The sequence below is a fragment of the Lysobacter cavernae genome (assembly GCF_042648505.1).
Taxonomy (GTDB): domain Bacteria; phylum Pseudomonadota; class Gammaproteobacteria; order Xanthomonadales; family Xanthomonadaceae; genus Lysobacter_L; species Lysobacter_L cavernae.
Window position 1 is genome coordinate 340,238 of the sequence record NZ_JBHRXK010000003.1, and the last position, 14,545, is coordinate 354,782.

The window sequence follows — 14,545 nt, forward strand, 5'->3', positions numbered from 1 at the left end:
TCGTCCTGCCATTCCTCCATCGACCCCTCATTGACGACATGACCACTAGCCCGATTGCCAAAGTCCACGCCCGCGAAATCCTCGACAGCCGTGGCAATCCCACCCTCGAAGCCGAAGTTACCCTGAGCGACGGCAGCTTCGGGCGCGCCATGGTGCCGTCCGGCGCCTCGACCGGTACCAAGGAAGCGGTCGAGCTGCGCGACGGCGACAAGACCCGCTACCTGGGCAAGGGTGTGCGTAAGGCAGTGGAGAACGTCAACACCACCATCGCCTCGGCGCTGATCGGTTTCGACGCCGCCGACCAGATCGGCCTCGACCGTCGCCTGATCGACCTGGACGGCACCGAGAACAAGGGCCGCCTGGGTGCCAACGCGCTGCTGGGCGTGTCGTTGGCCAATGCGCATGCCGTGGCTGCCTCGAAGAAAATGCCGCTGTGGCAGCACCTGGCCAACGGCCGCGAGCCGGTGTTGCCGGTGCCGATGATGAACATCATCAACGGCGGTGCGCACGCCGACAACAACGTCGACCTGCAGGAATTCATGGTGCTGCCGGTTGGCTTTGACACCTTCGCCGAGTCGCTGCGCGCCGGCACCGAGGTGTTCCATGCGCTCAAGTCGGTGCTCAAGGGCCGTGGCCTGAGCACCTCGGTCGGCGACGAGGGCGGTTTCGCCCCGGACCTGCGCAGCAACGAGGAAGCACTGGAAACCATCCTCGAAGCGATCGGCAAGGCCGGTTACAAGGCCGGAGAAGACATCCTGCTCGGCCTCGACGTGGCGTCGAGCGAGTTCTTCGAGAACGGCAAGTACAACCTCACCGGTGAAGGCAAGCGCCTGACCAGCGAGCAGTTCGTCGATTTCCTCGCCAACTGGGCCGCGCAGTACCCGATCATCACCATCGAGGACGGCATGGGCGAGCACGACTGGGCCGGCTGGAAGCTGCTCACCGACAGGATCGGCAGCAAGGTGCAACTGGTTGGCGACGACCTGTTCGTCACCAATCCGAAGATCTTCAAGGAAGGCATCGAGCAGGGCGTGGCCAACGCGATCCTGATCAAGGTCAACCAGATCGGCACGCTCAGCGAGACGCTGGAGGCCATCGCCATGGCCGATGCGGCCAAGTACGCGGCGGTCGTCTCGCATCGTTCGGGCGAGACCGAGGACACCACCATCGCCGACATCGCGGTGGCCACCACGGCCACCCAGATCAAGACCGGCTCGCTGTCCCGCAGTGACCGCGTCGCCAAGTACAACCAGTTGCTGCGCATCGAGGAGCAGTTGGGCAAGGCGGCCAAGTACGCCGGACGCGACGCCTTCGTCTCGCTCAAGCGCTGAGCCGGACGCGACGCGCATGCGTTGGTTGCGACTGCTGCTGGTGGTTTTGGCCGGGTTGCTGGCGTTCTTCCAGTACCGGCTGTGGGTGGGCGAGGGCGGCAGCCGCTCGGTTGCCCGCCTGGAGCAGCAGGTGCAACAGCAGACCCGCGAAAACACGGGTCTGCAGCAGCGTAACGACGCGCTTGCCGCCGAGGTCGAGGACCTCAAGTCCGGCGAAGCCGCGGTCGAGGAGCGTGCACGCAGCGAGCTGGGCATGATCAAACCCGGCGAAACCTTCTATCGGGTGGTCGAGCCCGAAGGCAGCGCGCCGGTAGCGCAGCCCGAGGGCGATGTTGCCGCGGCGGAGCCCGTGGAAAACCCGGCACCGTGAGCGCGACCCGCCTGTGGGCCGTGATTCCCGCCGCTGGCCGCGGCACCCGCTTCGGCAGTGAGGTGCCCAAGCAGTACCTGGAAGTCGCGGGCCGGACGTTGATTGCGCACGCGCTCGAAGCGCTGCTCGCGCACCCGCGTGTGGCCGGCGCGATGGTGGCGCTGTCGGCCGACGACGCGCATTGGTCCGGCTGCAGCGAGCTGCACGGCAAGCCGGTGCTGCGTTGCGCCGGCGGCGGCGAACGTGCCGATTCGGTGTTGGCCGCTTTGCACGCGCTGCCGGCCGAGGTCAGCGACGACACGCTGGTGCTGGTGCACGATGCCGCCCGACCCAATTTGCGTGGCGAGGACCTGGATCGCCTGATCGCAGCGGCCGAGGCGCAGGCCGACGGTGCGATCCTGGCCGCGCCTGTGCGTGACACGCTCAAGCGCGCCGATGCCGTCGCGCATATCGTTGCGACCGAGCCGCGTGAAGGCCTGTGGCGCGCGCTCACTCCGCAGGCGTTCCGGCGCGGGTCGCTGACCGCCGCGCTGGAGGCCGCACGCGCAGCCGGCGTCGCCGTCACCGATGAGGCGATGGCGATGGAACGAATGGGCGCCAGGCCGGCGCTGGTGGAAGGACGCGAGGACAATCTGAAGGTGACCACGCCTGCAGACCTGGCGTTGGTTGAGTACCTGTTGAACCTTCGTCTGTCGTCCCGAACGCAGTGAGGGACCTGCTTTTTCTCTTGTTCGTGCAGAAAGCAGATCCCTCGCTTTGCCCGGGATGACATTCTGTGAAGTGGAACATGACCGAGCACGCTGAAGGAAGAAATGCATGAACATCCGCATCGGCCAGGGTTTCGACGTGCACGCTTTCGGCGACGGTGACCACGTCGTGCTGGGCGGCGTGCGCGTGCCGCACGATCGCGGCGTCGTCGCGCATTCCGACGGTGACGTGGTGATCCACGCCCTGTGTGATGCCATGCTCGGCGCCCTGGCGCTGGGCGACATCGGGCAGCATTTCCCGCCCAGCGATCCGCAGTGGAAAGGCGCCGACAGCCGCGCCTTCCTGCGTCATTGCCGGGGGCTGATCCATGAGCGCGGCTGGCAACTTGGCAACGCCGACATCACCGTGATCTGCGAGCGCCCCAAGGTCGGTCCGCACGCGGCGGCGATGCGGCAGCGGCTGGCTGACGACCTGGGCCTGGCGCTGGACGCGGTCAGCATCAAGGCCACCACCAGCGAGAAGCTCGGCTTCACCGGCCGCGGCGAAGGCATTGCGGCGATGGCGGTGTGCCTGTTGGTGCAGTCTTGAGCGAGCACGATCCCGGTTTGCCGAAAGCGCACGGCGCGGCAGTGCTGAGCGCGCAGATGCGCACGTCGCCGGAAGACTTTTTCGTCGAGGAGTTGCCCGGCTTCGAGCCCAGCGGCAGCGGCGAGCACCTGCTGCTGACCGTCGAAAAACGTGGCATGAACACCGCCTTCGCCGCCAAGCACCTGGCCGACTGGGCCGGCGTCGGCGACGTCGCGATCGGTTACGCCGGTTTGAAGGACCGGCATGCGGTGACACGGCAACGCTTCAGCGTTCACCTGCCCAAGCGCATCGCGCCGGATCTGGCGGCGTTGTCGGTCGAAGGCGAGGGCGCCGAGTCGCTGCGCGTGATCGAGCACACCTGGCACGCGAAGAAGCTGCCGCGCGGGGCCTTGGCCGGTAACCGCTTCGTGCTGGTGTTGCGCGAGGTGGCGGGCACGCGCGAGGCGATCGAGGCGCGCCTGCAGGCGATCGCAGCCCAGGGCGTACCCAACTATTTCGGCGAGCAGCGCTTCGGTCGCGACGGCGACAACGTCGCCAATGCACGGGCGATGTTCGCCGGCCGCCGTATGCGGCGGGAACAGCGCACGCTGCTGTTGTCGGCGGCGCGCTCGGAGTTGTTCAACCGCGTGTTGGCGGCACGTGTCCAGGCCGGCTGTTGGGACACGCCGCTGGAAGGCGACGTGTGGATGCTCGACGGCAGCCGCAGCGTGTTCGGCCCCGAGCCGTTCGACGCGGCGCTGGCGCAACGGCTGGCGGCGTTCGATATCCACCCGACCGGGCCGTTGTGGGGGCGTGGCGAGTTGCGCAGCACCGCCGCCGCGGCGCAGTTGGAGCGGGCCGTGCTCGCGGGTGAGGAAGCTGCCGCACTGCGTGCCGGCCTGGAAGCCGAAGGGCTGAAACAGGAGCGTCGCTCCCTGCGCCTGCGGCCGGAGGGGCTGGCCTGGCGTTGGCTGGGCGACGCGGAGCTGGAGCTGGATTTCCAACTGCCGCCGGGCACCTACGCGACCGTGGTGATGGCCGAGCTGGGCGCAGTGCGCAACGCCGGTCGCGGCGGCTGAAACCGCCCGCCGACCGTTCGTCGGGAGCTATTTGACGGCACTGGTGGCGCCGGGGCGCCGGCGTATAAGCCTGATTACACGGGGCTTTCGAGCCGCGCGTTGCCCGTCCATTCGGAAGGGCAGGCCGTATGTCATGGAGATGCTGTCATGAACGCATCGTGTCGCATGGCTGTGTTGTCGCTGGTATCCGTACTGGGGCTGGCGGCCTGCGCCGGCACCCAGCAAATGACCGTTGCTGATCCACCGGGCGTGCAGATCGTATCGATGGACGACGATGCCGCTTATGTGGCCCGCGTCGAGCAGCTTGCCCGTCGCCGTGGCGTCGAGGTGGTGTGGGTCAATCCGCCGCGGCAGGCATTGGCTGTCCAGGATGAGGGCGAGTAAAGGGCCGGCGCCGGACGATTTGCGCTCGGTGCCGCGTGTAAACCGTGCCATTCAACGGAGAACCGTCGTGAATACTTCCTTGCGTGTGGTTGTTCTGGCGCTGTCGGTTGCGGGGGTTGCTGCGTGCGCGAGCACGGGAACGGCGTCCCACAGCCCGTCCAGCTACCCGAGCGTCCGCTTCGAGCAGGACACCGCCTACATCCAGGAATACGAAAGGACGGCCCAGCGCCGCTCGTTCGTGCACGTGAACTGGGTCAACCCGCCGATGAAGCGGATCGAGGTCGAAAACTGAACCTGCTCAGCGCCGCTTGGGTGGCGCGAGCAGCACCAGCACCGCTCCGGTGCCGCCCTGCGTGGGCGGTGCCGAGTGGAAGGCAAGAACGTCTGCGCGATGCCGCAGCAGGCGATCCACCAGGTTCTTCAGCACCGGCGCGCCGCCGCTTGCGATCGAGGCGCGGCCGTGCCGCCCTTTCCCGTGGATGATGCGCACGCAGCCGACCCCGTGCTGGCGGGCATCGTTCATGAAGGCACGCAGCAACAGCTCGGCTTCGCGCGCGTCAGCACCATGCAGGTCGAGTTCTTCCTGCACCGCGATCTCGCCGCGCTTGAGTCGCTGCAGCACGCGCGGCGGCAGCTCGTCACGGCGGTAGGCAAGGGCGTCGCCGGCTTCGAGCAGGTCGGCCTCCAGCGCATGGCGGAATTGCTCGCGGGCGTCGGCCTCGTCGCGCTCGGCCATGCGCGCACGCGGTTTCGGTTTCGGCTTGTCCGGCGGCGGCGCGGTGTCGCGCAGACGCCGCACCGGGCCGATCGCGGTGCGGAACAGGGCGGCTTCGTCGTCGTCGCGATCATCGACCATGTGCAAAGCCTAGCAGGGTGTTGTCCAACACCCGGCTGGCGCGGACATGGATGGCTGCGTCGGCGGAGCAAGCGCATAAGCGCTTGATTTGCCGTGAGCGAATCCGGGCGGACACCGGACTGACGACTTGAAAAAGCGCACCGGACGTGCGTTTTCTTCACCAGCCTGCTGATACGACGGGCTTGCAGCGCAAGCCATGGGGCCGCAATCGCCATCGGCTATCATGTGCCTTCGTCGACACGGCGCCAGAAGTGCCGGTCGACGTATCGATTCGATTCTGGCAACTGTTCTGCAAGGGAGTCCATGCGAGTACTGGTCAGCAACGACGACGGCGTCGACGCCCCCGGCATCCGCGTCCTCGCCGAGGGCCTGCGTACCGCCGGCCATGAGGTGCTGGTGGTCGCGCCCGACCGCGACCGTTCCGGTGCCAGCAACTCGCTGACGCTCGATGCGCCGGTGCGCGTGCTGCAGCTCGACGCGGCCACCTGGCGCGTCTACGGCACGCCGACCGACTGCGTGCACGTGGCAATCACCGGCATGCTCGAGCTCGAGCCCGACCTGGTCGTGTCCGGCATCAACAACACCGCCAACCTCGGCGACGACGTGATCTATTCCGGCACCGTCGCCGCGGCGATGGAGGGGCGTTTCCTCGGCTTGCCGGCCGTGGCGATGTCGCTGCAGACGGTCGATCACATCGGCAAGCATTACGAGACCGCCGCACGCGCCGCGGTCGAGATCATCGCCCGACTCAGGATCGATCCGTTGCCGGCCGACACCATCCTCAACGTCAACGTGCCGGATTTGCCCTGGGAGCAGGTGCGCGGCTTCGAGGTCACCCGCCTGGGCAACCGCCACCGTGCCGAGGCCTGCATCCCGCAGCGCGACCCGCGCGGGCGTCAGTGGTGGTGGATCGGCGCCGCCGGTGCCGAGCAGGACGCCGGCCCAGGCACCGATTTCCACGCGTTGCGCACCGGGCATATCTCGATCACGCCGATCCATGTCGACCTGACCCGTTACCAGGCACTCGACCAGGTCGCCAGCTGGGTCGACGGCCTGGCGGTGTCGCTGGGGCATTCGCCGGAGCGCGGCGCATGACCCTGCGGATGCGTTTGCAGCCCGAGGCGATCGGTTCGGGCATGACCTCGCAGCGGGTGCGCGATCGTCTGGTCGAGCGCCTGCGCGAGAACGGCATCCGCGACGAGCGCGTGCTCAACGCGATCCGCACCGTGCCGCGTCACCTGTTCGTCGACGAAGCACTGGCCACGCGCGCCTACGAGGACACCGCGTTGCCGATCGGCCACGGCCAGACCATCTCGCAGCCGTGGGTGGTGGCGAAGATGACCGAGGCGTTGCTGGACCGCGACACCCTGCCGGCCAAGGTGCTGGAAATCGGCACGGGCTCGGGCTACCAGGCCGCGGTCCTGGCCGCGCTCGGCCTGGAGGTGCACACGGTCGAGCGCATCGGCGAGCTGCTGCGCACCGCGCGCAAGCGCTTCCGCCAACTTGGCATGAACATCCGCAGCAAGCACGACGACGGCCGCATCGGCTGGCCGGAGAACGGTCCGTTCGACGCGATCATCGTCACCGCCGCGGCACCGGCGCTGGTCGAGGCGTTGACCGCGCAGCTGGCCGCGGGCGGCACGTTGATCGCCCCGGTCGGCGGTGCCTCGTCGCAGTCGCTGCTGAGGCTCGACAAGGATGCCGATGGCGTGGTCACGCAACAGACGCTGGCACCGGTGGTGTTTGTGCCGCTGCTGTCCGGGATGATCGATTGAGCGCCGCATTGACCACCACCGCACGCGACAGGGGCCCGTTTTGAAGATTTTTGGTCCGCTCTACGAGCGCACGCTGGCGTGGGCTCGGCACCGTCACGCACCGGCTTATCTCACCGGACTGAGCTTCATCGAGGCCATCATCTTTCCGGTCATGCCCGAGGTGATGCTCGCGCCGATGAGCGTGGCCAAGCCGCAGCGCGCCTTCTGGTTCGCCACGCTGAGCCTGGCCGGTTCGATGGTGGGCGCGCTGGTGGGCTACGCGCTGGGCCATTACGCGTTCGAGGCGCTCAAGCCGGTGTTCGCCGCGATGGGCATGCTGCACAGCATCGAATCCGGCATCGCGGTCGTCCAGGCCAAGATGGCGGAGTCGCCGTGGGCCGTCTTCACCTTCCTGGTGCTGGGCGGGTTCATGCCGATCCCGATGAAGGTGTTCACCTGGGCGTCGGGCATCGTCGGCGTGCCGATGCTGCAATACGTCCTGAGCATGGCCATCGGCCGCGGCAAGCGGGTCTATCTGCTGGCCGCGGCGATCCGCATCGGCGGCCCGCGCGCCGAGACGGCGCTGCGTCGCTACATCGAGCCGATCGGCTGGGCGGCAACGCTGCTGCTGGCTGCACTGGTGGCCTGGCTGGTCTGGAAGGCCAAGTTCGCAGGATGAGACAACGCATGACCGCCCCCCCGCGCATCCTCGTCGCCACGCTGCTGGTCGCCGCCCTCGCGGCCTGTTCGAGCTCCCGGGTCATCCGCGAGCCGGGCACCGGCGCAGCCGCATCGAGACCGTCGGTGCCCAAGTACGGCGCGACCGCCACCGTCCAGCGCGGCGACACCCTATACCGGGTCGCCTCCAGCAACGGTATCCGCGCCCAGGACCTCGCGGCCTGGAACGGCATCGCGGCGCCTTACACCATCTACCCGGGCCAGCGGCTGCGCCTGTACCCGCAAGGCAGCGCCAACAGCCAGGCCACCGCCCGGCCAGCCACCGCGTCGACGGCAAAGCCGCCGGCGGCGACCTCGCGTCCCGCCACGCCGCCACCGGCCAGCACGCCGCCTGCCGCTCCGGTCGCCAGTGGCATTGGCTGGCGCTGGCCCGCCGACGGGCAGCTGATCGGCCGCTTCGTCAACGGCGAGCCGACCAAGCAGGGCATCGACCTTGCCGGCAGCAGCGGCGCACCGGTGCGCGCGGCCGGTGATGGCGTGGTGGTGTATTCGGGGTCGGGCCTGGTCGGCTACGGCGAGCTGATCATCGTCAAGCACAACGAGCAGTGGCTGTCGGCCTACGGCCACAACCGCAACCGCCTGGTCAACGAAGGCCAGCTGGTCAAGGCCGGCCAGCAGATCGCCGAGATGGGCCGCAGCGGCGCCGCGCGCGACATGCTGCACTTCGAGGTGCGTTACAACGGCAAGCCGGTCGATCCGCTGCTGTACTTGCCGAAGAGGTAGGTCGGGTTCAGCCCGCCAGGAATTGCGTCGACAACTGCGGTGGATTGAAGCCCGACCTACGGATTCAGGATGAACCCGGCGACCACGTGCCGGCCTTCGCCGGCCAGGACGTTGAACGTGCGCGCGGCAGCGGCGTTGGTCATCGCCTCCAGACCGACGCCCCGGCTCAGACAGGCTGCCAGCGCGGTCGCCGGTGGGAATTTCTGGGCCGCGCCGGTGCCGAGCAGGATCACTTCCGGCGCCAGTGCCAGCAGCGGTTCCAGGTCCTGCGGTGTCAGCGCGGTCGCCTCGCGCACGCCCCAGCCCTCGATCACCTGGTCAGGTGCCACGATGAAACTGGCTTCGAGCCGGCGCTCGTTGACCAGCGCCGCCGTGCCGTCGGCGCCGCGCAGGAAAAACTGGTGATCGGGACGTTCGAGATTGAGCAGCATGGCCTTGGGAGGTAAAGCGGGGCGATGCGGGGTGGACTTACGCGCGCGGCAGCACGATCTGCCGCTTGTCCTTGCTCTGCCGGTACAGCACCGCGGTGTGGCCGATGCGCTGCACCAGGGCGGCGTCGGTGCGCTGGGCGAGGTCATCGATCATGGCGTCGCGGGCGTCACGGTCCTCGGCGCCAACCTTCACCTTGATCAGCTCGTGGTGCTCCAGGGCCAGGTCGATCTCGGCCACCAGCGAGTCGGTAACGCCCTTGCCGCCGACCTGCAGCATCGCCTTGAGATCATGGGCCTGGCCGCGCAGGAAACGGGTCTGGGCGGCGGTCAGGACGGTCGGCATCGGGGCACACAAACGAAGTCAGGGGAGGCGCGCAGGGTATCATGGCCGCCCCCACGTCACCGCCGACGCCCGCGCCCATGGCGACCCGCAGCAAATCCAGCCAGCGCTGGCTCAAAGAGCACCATTCCGACCCCTTCGTGAAGAAGGCCCGGGCGGAAGGACTACGCTCGCGCGCCGCCTACAAGCTCGAGGAGCTGGTCGAGCGCGATCGCCTGCTCAAGCCGGGCATGGTCGTGGTCGACCTCGGCGCCGCTCCGGGCGGCTGGTCGCAATGGGTCCGGCAGGCGCTGGGCGACAGTGGCCGGGTCATCGCCCTGGACATCCTGGAGATGCCGACCCTGGCCGGGGTCGAATTCCTTCATGGGGATTTCAGGGAGGATGCGGTCCTATCGCAACTGGTGGGCGCGCTGGGCGGTCAGCCGGTGGACCTTGTCCTGTCGGATATGGCCCCCAATAAGAGCGGTGTGGATGCGGTCGACATGCCGCGGGCGATGTACCTGTCCGAGCTGGCGATGGACTTCGCCGACCAGCACCTGCGTACCGGCGGCGCGTTCCTGATCAAGCTGTTCCAGGGCGTGGGCTTCGACGAGTACGTCAAGGAGCTGCGCCGGCGTTACGACAAGGTTGTCATCCGCAAGCCGGAGGCCTCGCGCAAGCGGTCGCCCGAGGTCTACGCGCTGGCACAGGGCAAGCGCGCAGTAATGAAGTAAGGTGCAGAAACAAGCCGCAATCGGGCGCTGAATGCGCCCCCGCTGCAACAACGCCACGAGGGCGACAGGTAAAAATAGATGAACGATTTGGCCAAGAATCTGCTGCTCTGGGTGATCGTCGCCGTCGTGCTGATGGTGGTGTTCCAGGCGTTTGGGCCGCGCGCGGCCGGCAGCGAGACGCTGGCGTACGACCAGTTCGTGCAGCAGGTCCAGCAGGACCGGGTCAAGCAGGTCAAGATTGCCGACGACCGCACCACGATCTCCGGCGAGCGCAAGGACGGCAGCAAGTTCACCACCTACAGCCCCGGCGACAAGGATCTGGTCAACGACCTGATCAACCACAAGGTCGCCATCGAGCAGGCCCCGCCGCAGAGCGGCCCCGGCCTGCTGTACGTCATCATCAACGTGCTGCCGTGGCTGCTGTTCATCGGCATCTGGGTGTATTTCATGCGCCAGATGCAGCAGGGCGGCAGCAAGGGCGCGATGAGCTTCGGCCGCTCGCGCGCCAAGTTGCAGGGCGAGGACCAGGTCAAGGTAACCCTGGCCGACGTCGCCGGTTGCGACGAGGCCAAGGAGGAGGTCGGCGAACTGGTCGAGTTCCTGCGCGACCCGTCCAAGTTCCAGAAGCTCGGCGGCAAGATCCCGCGCGGCGTGCTGATGGTGGGCCCGCCGGGCACCGGCAAGACCCTGCTCGCGCGCGCCATCGCCGGCGAGGCCAAGGTGCCGTTCTTCAGCATTTCCGGTTCCGACTTCGTCGAGATGTTCGTCGGTGTCGGCGCCAGCCGCGTGCGCGACATGTTCGAGCAGGCCAAGAAGCACGCGCCGTGCATCATCTTCATCGACGAAATCGACGCGGTCGGCCGCCATCGCGGCGCCGGCCTCGGCGGCGGTCACGACGAGCGCGAGCAGACCCTCAACCAGTTGCTGGTCGAGATGGACGGCTTCGAAGGCGGTGAGGGCGTCATTGTCATCGCCGCGACCAACCGTCCCGACGTGCTCGACCCGGCGCTGCTGCGTCCGGGTCGCTTCGACCGCCAGGTCGTGGTCGGCCTGCCGGACGTCAAGGGCCGCGAGCAGATCCTGCGCGTGCACATGCGCAAGCTGCCGCTGCATGACGACGTCGAGCCGATGACGATCGCGCGCGGCACCCCGGGTTTCTCCGGCGCCGACCTGGCCAACCTCTGCAACGAGGCGGCCCTGTTCGCGGCGCGCGAGAACGCCAAGGACGTGCGCATGGAGCACTTCGACAAGGCGCGCGACAAGATCCTGATGGGCGCCGAGCGCCGCTCGATGGCGATGAGCGAGGACGAGAAGAAGCTCACCGCCTACCACGAGGCCGGTCACGCCATCGTTGGTCGCGTCGTGCCCGAGCACGATCCGGTCTACAAGGTCACGATCATCCCGCGCGGTCGCGCGCTGGGCGTGACGATGTACCTGCCCGAAGGCGACAAGTACAGCTACAACCGCACCGCGATCGAGTCGCAGCTTTGCTCGCTGTACGGTGGTCGCGTCGCCGAGGAGCTGATCTTCGGCGTCGACAAGGTCACCACCGGTGCGTCCAACGACATCGAGCGCGCGACCAAGATGGCGCGCAACATGGTCACCAAGTGGGGCCTGAGCGACGAGATGGGACCGATCGCCTACAGCGAGGACGAGGACGAGGTGTTCCTCGGCCGTTCGGTCACGCAGCACAAGAACGTGTCCAACGAGACCGCGCGCAAGATCGACGAGGTCGTCCGCGGCATCCTCGACAAGGCCTACGGCCGCAGCACGCAGATACTCAAGGACAACCTCGACAAGCTGCACGCGATGGCCGAGGCGCTGCTGCTGTACGAGACCATCGACGCGCACCAGATCGACGACATCATGGCCGGCCGCGTGCCGGGCCCGCCGGCGGACTGGTCGAAGGCGGGCAAGACCGCCAAGGACGACGGCGAGCGTCCGGGTGCGATCGGCGGGCCTGCGGCGCAGACCTGATCCGTGGGATAGCGATCAACAGAAAGGGCCGGGTGAATCCGGCCCTTTTTTGTTGGTGGGTTGGATGCGGCCAGTACGGCCGATGCCTTCCTCCCGCCACTCCACCGGGCTACCCTGCGCCAGCATCGACCTGGAAGCCTGCGTATGTTCGACACCTCCCTCACCCTCGACTGCAACGGCCGTCCACTGGTGCTCGACCGCGCGCGCGTAATGGGCATCGTCAACGTCACGCCGGACTCGTTCTCCGACGGCGGCGTGCACGACCAGCTCGACGCGGCCGTCGCGCACGGACTGCGGCTGGCGGAGGAGGGTGCCGACATCCTCGACATCGGCGGCGAGTCCACGCGTCCTGGTGCCGCCGAGGTACCGCTGGAGGAAGAGCTGAGCCGCACCGTTGCCGTGATCGAGCGCCTCGCGCGCGAAACTGCGCTGCCTATCAGCATCGACACCTCCAAACCCGAGGTCATGCGCGCTGCGGTCGCTGCCGGCGCCGGCATGATCAACGACGTCTATGCGCTGCGTCGCGAGGGCGCGCTGGATGCCGCTGCCGCGCTCGCCGTGCCGGTGGTGCTGATGCACATGCAAGGCGAACCGCGCAGCATGCAGTCCGCGCCGGACTACGACGATGTCGTCGCGCAGGTGCATCGCTTTCTCGCCGAACGTCTCTTTGCCGCCGAGATGGCCGGCATCGCCAAGAAACGGATCGTGGTCGATCCCGGTTTCGGTTTCGGCAAGAACACGCAGCACAACCTCACCCTGCTCGCACAGCTCGAACGGTTCACCGAACTCGGCGTGCCGGTGCTGGCCGGCCTGTCGCGCAAGCGCAGCATCGGCGAGTTGACCGGACGCGAGGATCCACGTGAGCGCGTATACGGATCCGTCGCTGCGCATCTGGTCGCCGTGCAACGCGGCGCCACGATCGTGCGCGTGCACGACGTGGCCGCAACCGTCGATGCCTTGAAGGTGTGGAATGCACTGGGCGCGCAATCGATGCCGCGCCGTTCGCCTTCACCGTCGATGCCGAAATGGCCGGACGACGAGTAAGTCAAGCGTTTTGTCTGGTCAAATTTTGGCCAATGTTGCTGCGGGCCGCGCCGCTATTGGCCTGCAGCATTCTCTGCACACTGCTGTCCGCAGGCTTGTCCACAGCCGCTGTGGAAATCGTCCGTGACGTCGGCATCGTGTCATCGTGATGTGATGAGTGGGTGATGCCGATCCGGCACGTCGAGTCAAGCGAATGCGCTGGTCAATTTATCGCCATGTTCGGGGCGGGCCTTGCGGGGCATGGCTTTGCGCGTGGTCCACTCGCGACTGTCCGCAGCCTTGTCCACAGGCTTTGTGGACAGTCGAGCAGGCCTGGTCAAAAAATCGCCAAACATGCCGTGGGCCTTGCCGCGTCTGGGCTGCAGGTGTTTATCAACAGGCTTGCCCCAGCGGTTCTCCACAACGCTTGTGGAAAGCACGATAGCGCTGCAATCGCAGGCCTGGGGCCAATCGCGTGCGCAAGGTTTCGGGAAGCCCGGGCGTGTGCGAGGCTAGCCCCCCGTTCTGCCGCCCCTGCCATGTCTGCCGATCCGCGCCCCATCGCGATAGCCCTGATGGGCCCGACCGCCTCGGGCAAGACCGCGCTCGCGCTGGAGTGGGCGCAACGCTTCGACGGCGAAATCGTCAGCGTCGATTCGGCGCTGGTCTACCGCGGCCTCGACATCGGCGCGGCCAAGCCCAGTGCCGCCGAACGCGCGCAGGTGCCGCACCACCTGATCGACCTGCGCGAGCCGTGGCAGCCGTATTCGGCGGCCGAGTTCGCCGTCGATGCCCGTCGCGCACTCGACGGTATCGTCGCGCGCGGCAAACTGCCGATCCTGGCCGGCGGGACCGGCCTGTATTTCCATGCCCTGCTGCACGGCCTGTCGCCGATGCCCGAGGCCGACCCGGCGATGCGCGCACGGATCGAGGCCGAGGCCGGCGAACACGGCTGGGCGGCATTGCATGCGCAGTTGGCTGCGGTCGATCCGGAGGCCGCGGCCCGCATCCACGCGACCGATGCGCAACGCATCCAGCGCGCGCTCGAAGTGCACCGCCTGTCCGGCCGCAGCATCAGCCAATGGCGGCGCGAGGCGACACAGTTGCCGCGGCTGCCGCTGCGTGTGATGAAGCTGGTGCTGGCACCGGATGACCGGGCCGAGCTGCACGGTCGCATCGAGCACCGCTTCGAGCAGATGCTGCAGGCGGGGTTTCTCGACGAGGTGCGACGGTTGCGCGCGCTGCCCGAGCTGCAGGCGCACCCGCGCCCGCTGGAGCTGCCGGCCCTGCGCGCGGTCGGCTACCGCCAGGCCTGGGAGCACCTCGACGGCGCCACCGACGCCGCCGGGTTCCGCGACCGCGGTGTCTTCGCCACCCGCCAGCTCGCCAAGCGCCAGCTGACCTGGCTGCGCGGACAGCTCGACGCGCAGTGGTTCGACCCCCTGCGCGAACGCCCGGCCCTGGAGGCGGCGCGGGCACTGTTCATGGACGGCGCGGGGCCGGCATCCCTGTAAGCGTGGCGAATGCGGTGCGGGTGCCGCGCGCCCAGTT

Annotated in this window: 18 protein-coding genes; 15 read left to right on the forward strand and 3 right to left on the reverse strand. The window is 67.9% G+C overall.

What is annotated here, in order from left to right; genetic code table 11:
• Window positions 1-38: 38 nt before the first annotated feature.
• The 7 genes from eno to ACFOLC_RS08740 all read left to right on the forward strand — a co-directional run bounded on the left by eno (window position 39) and on the right by ACFOLC_RS08740 (window position 4,731).
• On the forward strand, window positions 39-1,331 hold the full coding sequence (gene eno / locus ACFOLC_RS08710) for a phosphopyruvate hydratase (RefSeq protein ID WP_386758848.1): 1,293 nt from the start codon (window positions 39-41) through the stop codon (window positions 1,329-1,331).
• Window positions 1,332-1,347: 16 nt separating this feature from the next.
• Window positions 1,348-1,701, forward strand: a complete 354-nt coding sequence (gene ftsB, locus ACFOLC_RS08715; protein WP_386758849.1) for a cell division protein FtsB — start codon at window positions 1,348-1,350, stop codon at window positions 1,699-1,701.
• The gene (gene ispD, locus ACFOLC_RS08720) at window positions 1,698-2,411 is read left to right on the forward strand and encodes a 2-C-methyl-D-erythritol 4-phosphate cytidylyltransferase (protein WP_386758850.1); all 714 of its coding nucleotides are present in this window, start codon (window positions 1,698-1,700) and stop codon (window positions 2,409-2,411) included. Before ftsB ends, ispD begins: the two co-directional genes overlap by 4 nt.
• A gap of 106 nt (window positions 2,412-2,517) precedes the next feature.
• A complete protein-coding gene (gene ispF, locus ACFOLC_RS08725; protein WP_386758851.1) occupies window positions 2,518-2,997 on the forward strand; it encodes a 2-C-methyl-D-erythritol 2,4-cyclodiphosphate synthase in 480 nt (159 codons plus the stop codon).
• Complete coding sequence (truD, locus tag ACFOLC_RS08730; protein WP_386758852.1) at window positions 2,994-4,055, forward strand: tRNA pseudouridine(13) synthase TruD; 1,062 nt, start codon at window positions 2,994-2,996, stop codon at window positions 4,053-4,055. Before ispF ends, truD begins: the two co-directional genes overlap by 4 nt.
• A gap of 147 nt (window positions 4,056-4,202) precedes the next feature.
• Window positions 4,203-4,439, forward strand: a complete 237-nt coding sequence (locus ACFOLC_RS08735) for a hypothetical protein (RefSeq protein ID WP_386758853.1) — start codon at window positions 4,203-4,205, stop codon at window positions 4,437-4,439.
• Between the two features lie 67 nt (window positions 4,440-4,506).
• Window positions 4,507-4,731: a hypothetical protein gene (locus tag ACFOLC_RS08740; RefSeq protein ID WP_386758854.1), complete on the forward strand. Its 225-nt coding sequence runs from the start codon at window positions 4,507-4,509 to the stop codon at window positions 4,729-4,731.
• A 6-nt stretch (window positions 4,732-4,737) separates the two neighbouring features.
• Here the strand turns inward: ACFOLC_RS08740 and ACFOLC_RS08745 are convergent, their stop codons facing one another.
• Window positions 4,738-5,295, reverse strand: a complete 558-nt coding sequence (locus tag ACFOLC_RS08745; RefSeq protein ID WP_386758855.1) for a Smr/MutS family protein — start codon at window positions 5,293-5,295, stop codon at window positions 4,738-4,740.
• A 303-nt stretch (window positions 5,296-5,598) separates the two neighbouring features.
• Here ACFOLC_RS08745 and surE point away from each other — a divergent pair, with 303 nt between their 5' ends.
• Genes surE through ACFOLC_RS08765 form a run of 4 tightly spaced genes read left to right on the forward strand, consistent with a single transcriptional unit; the run spans window position 5,599 to window position 8,510 of the window.
• The gene (gene surE / locus ACFOLC_RS08750; RefSeq protein WP_386758856.1) at window positions 5,599-6,390 is read left to right on the forward strand and encodes a 5'/3'-nucleotidase SurE; all 792 of its coding nucleotides are present in this window, start codon (window positions 5,599-5,601) and stop codon (window positions 6,388-6,390) included.
• A complete protein-coding gene (locus tag ACFOLC_RS08755; RefSeq protein WP_386758857.1) occupies window positions 6,387-7,070 on the forward strand; it encodes a protein-L-isoaspartate(D-aspartate) O-methyltransferase in 684 nt (227 codons plus the stop codon). Before surE ends, ACFOLC_RS08755 begins: the two co-directional genes overlap by 4 nt.
• Window positions 7,071-7,110: 40 nt before the next feature.
• Entirely contained in the window at window positions 7,111-7,728 is a 618-nt protein-coding gene (locus ACFOLC_RS08760; RefSeq protein WP_386758858.1) for a YqaA family protein, read from the forward strand.
• An 8-nt stretch (window positions 7,729-7,736) separates the two neighbouring features.
• Entirely contained in the window at window positions 7,737-8,510 is a 774-nt protein-coding gene (locus ACFOLC_RS08765) for a peptidoglycan DD-metalloendopeptidase family protein (protein ID WP_449284293.1), read from the forward strand.
• Between the two features lie 56 nt (window positions 8,511-8,566).
• On the opposite strand, the gene ACFOLC_RS08770 is transcribed toward ACFOLC_RS08765, so the two are convergent.
• Together ACFOLC_RS08770 and yhbY are read right to left on the reverse strand one after the other, a co-directional pair.
• Window positions 8,567-8,941, reverse strand: a complete 375-nt coding sequence (locus ACFOLC_RS08770) for an Mth938-like domain-containing protein (protein ID WP_386758860.1) — start codon at window positions 8,939-8,941, stop codon at window positions 8,567-8,569.
• Between the two features lie 37 nt (window positions 8,942-8,978).
• A complete protein-coding gene (gene yhbY / locus ACFOLC_RS08775) occupies window positions 8,979-9,284 on the reverse strand; it encodes a ribosome assembly RNA-binding protein YhbY (RefSeq protein WP_386758861.1) in 306 nt (101 codons plus the stop codon).
• Between the two features lie 77 nt (window positions 9,285-9,361).
• Here yhbY and rlmE point away from each other — a divergent pair, with 77 nt between their 5' ends.
• The 4 genes from rlmE to miaA all read left to right on the forward strand — a co-directional run bounded on the left by rlmE (window position 9,362) and on the right by miaA (window position 14,508).
• Entirely contained in the window at window positions 9,362-9,994 is a 633-nt protein-coding gene (rlmE, locus tag ACFOLC_RS08780) for a 23S rRNA (uridine(2552)-2'-O)-methyltransferase RlmE (RefSeq protein ID WP_386759038.1), read from the forward strand.
• Between the two features lie 78 nt (window positions 9,995-10,072).
• The gene (gene ftsH, locus ACFOLC_RS08785; RefSeq protein ID WP_386758862.1) at window positions 10,073-11,971 is read left to right on the forward strand and encodes an ATP-dependent zinc metalloprotease FtsH; all 1,899 of its coding nucleotides are present in this window, start codon (window positions 10,073-10,075) and stop codon (window positions 11,969-11,971) included.
• A gap of 144 nt (window positions 11,972-12,115) precedes the next feature.
• Complete coding sequence (folP, locus tag ACFOLC_RS08790) at window positions 12,116-13,015, forward strand: dihydropteroate synthase (protein WP_386758863.1); 900 nt, start codon at window positions 12,116-12,118, stop codon at window positions 13,013-13,015.
• A gap of 518 nt (window positions 13,016-13,533) precedes the next feature.
• Window positions 13,534-14,508, forward strand: a complete 975-nt coding sequence (gene miaA / locus ACFOLC_RS08795; RefSeq protein WP_386758864.1) for a tRNA (adenosine(37)-N6)-dimethylallyltransferase MiaA — start codon at window positions 13,534-13,536, stop codon at window positions 14,506-14,508.
• Window positions 14,509-14,545 lie beyond the last annotated feature (37 nt).